Origin of the sequence: Enterocloster alcoholdehydrogenati, from assembly GCF_013282095.1 — a bacterium.
Taxonomy (GTDB): domain Bacteria; phylum Bacillota; class Clostridia; order Lachnospirales; family Lachnospiraceae; genus Enterocloster; species Enterocloster alcoholdehydrogenati.
This window is the reverse complement of sequence record NZ_BLTJ01000033.1, coordinates 1-2,026: the sequence shown is the minus strand read 5'-3', so window position 1 is coordinate 2,026 and position 2,026 is coordinate 1. Positions and strand designations below refer to the sequence as shown.

Below are 2,026 nucleotides of genomic sequence, written 5' to 3'. Positions count from 1 at the left end.
CGCCTGCTCTTGACATGCATGGAAGTACCTGTTATATATAAAACAAGGGTGAAAAACCTGATTTAGAAGTTTCCCACCCTTCATTATCATAGAAGAATCTTATTTACAGAAATTTTCTCATACTCTCCATTCCGCCATACATATAAAATCCCATTACAGAAACAGATTCTTTCAGATTAAGTTCTTCGGATTTTGTTGTAATGGTAAATTGAGTAAAATCATCATTTGCTTTAATATCAGTAAAATTAGGGTAGTCTTCAGATCCGACCATATCAGTTAATGCAGTGTTGATACTGTCAGAAAGCTCCTCCATCATTTTTTTGTGCTGACTTTTACTCATCGTATAGGTAGCACTTCCATCATCATTAAGTACGATTTTATAGCCATTTGCTTCAGCTTCTTTGCTCAATTCCTCTTGTGTAGCGTCTCCAATGTAGTCAGATGGAATCGTGAGTTTTACATCAAATAATTCTTTTTCAACATTGACATCTGCAATAGCATCTGCATCGGAGGTAGCGTCTGGCGTTGTTTCTGGAGAACTTGTTTCTTGTTTTGCTGCTGTGGTATTTGCTGTTGTTTCTGAAGCTGATCCGTTGCCGCAGGCTGCCATACTCACTGCAAGAGAGGTGATAAGGGCAGGGAGAAGTATTTTCTTCATTTTCATATATTTTCCTTTCGTTTCATATAAAACAGTTATCTGGTTTATTTATTGAGATTTAATGTTATGGTTTGGGTTTTCGGATTACTCCAGTTCCACATTTCTTTTATTTCGATTGTGATATCACTCATATCTGAGATTCTATAAGCCTTTGCCACATTGATGGTTGTACCAGGTGTGACTTTCTTTGTGTAATTACGGAAAGCTTCGTCATCTTCATCATATGGCAGGAATGTAGTATCACATTCAATACCATTTTGATAAACAGTAATGTAGTAATCTGCCAGATAGGCCCCTGTAGATTCTGTATCTGTATTTGTATAATCATAATAAAGAGCTACGCAAGGATACCCATCATAATCAAATGAAAATACTTTGTGATCGGTATATTTAATGGAGCAAGTATCAATTGAAAAATCAAATTTTGGAGTTTCCTGATTCGGAATCCATGCCCCATCAGCGCCAACATAATAGCCATCTGGTGTAGTGGTATTGGACATCATTACGCCATTGGTATCCAGATAATAGCTTTTACCGCTATCTTCAACCCATCCAGTGGCAAAGCTTCCATCGTCATTCTGATACTTCCACTTTCCATTGCCTTGATCCTGCCAAGTTCCAGCTAGAGCAGTATTCGCTAAAAATGCTGATACCATGGCGGTAGCAAGAAATAATTTTGTCTTTTTCATACCTATTTCCTCTTTTCTTTTGATTTTTATTAAAACGCCATAGGCTATTTTAATCTTAATTCAATCAATTCTTTTTGGTAGCCCAATGCACGTGCTACCTGTTCAATCGTGTATTCCTGATATTTGAAATATTCATATAAAGTCTCATCTGTAATCAAAAATTCAACAGCAAATTTATTCGCTTCTATTTCTAATCTATCCACAGACTGGTAAGTATTTGCCAGTAAAAAAAGGTGTATTCGCTTTAGGGTGCATAATAGCATGGCCCAACTCATGAGTGGCAGTAAAAATACGCTGAATACCTTCAAGATTACAGTTAAGATGTATTTGTTTTTGGCGCAGTACAAGATTGTAGTATCCTCTGATAAGGCCAAGTTCTTCATATAAGAGAAGAATTTTTTTGGCCCGGATAATATCAAAAGGATTCTCTGTTTTGTAATATCGCTTTAAATAGGCGACTTCGTTATGTATATCCAATAAAATCACTTCTCCTGATTTTCAGAGTTGAGATAACGCTTGTTTGTAAATTTTTTTGCATTGATTTTAGCAACCCGTATGCTGTGCTCTAAACTGGCCTTCAAAAGTTCCTTTGTTTCATCGTCTAATGGCGCGCCATCAAACATAAGTGCGCCCTGCTGGCCCTCCAGATCAGAAAGAGTCTGCTCTAATCGGCGGCTGA

General features: G+C 37.1%; 4 protein-coding genes and 1 pseudogene. All 5 read right to left on the bottom strand.

Features of this window, described 5'->3' with window-relative positions; translation table 11 throughout:
• Nucleotides 1-103: 103 nt before the first annotated feature.
• The gene (locus HW447_RS17755; RefSeq protein ID WP_176256350.1) at nucleotides 104-664 is read right to left on the bottom strand and encodes a gluzincin family metallopeptidase; all 561 of its coding nucleotides are present in this window, start codon (nucleotides 662-664) and stop codon (nucleotides 104-106) included.
• A 38-nt stretch (nucleotides 665-702) separates the two neighbouring features.
• The gene (locus HW447_RS17750; RefSeq protein ID WP_176256349.1) at nucleotides 703-1,347 is read right to left on the bottom strand and encodes a DUF5067 domain-containing protein; all 645 of its coding nucleotides are present in this window, start codon (nucleotides 1,345-1,347) and stop codon (nucleotides 703-705) included.
• Nucleotides 1,348-1,391: 44 nt separating this feature from the next.
• Nucleotides 1,392-1,550, bottom strand: coding sequence for an ImmA/IrrE family metallo-endopeptidase (locus HW447_RS18155; RefSeq protein WP_279285715.1), 159 nt, complete (start codon nucleotides 1,548-1,550; stop codon nucleotides 1,392-1,394).
• Entirely contained in the window at nucleotides 1,543-1,824 is a 282-nt protein-coding gene (locus HW447_RS18150) for an ImmA/IrrE family metallo-endopeptidase (RefSeq protein WP_279285714.1), read from the bottom strand. Before HW447_RS18150 ends, HW447_RS18155 begins: the two co-directional genes overlap by 8 nt.
• Nucleotides 1,825-1,829: 5 nt before the next feature.
• Nucleotides 1,830-2,026, bottom strand: a pseudogene (locus tag HW447_RS17740) (transcriptional regulator); the annotation flags it as partial.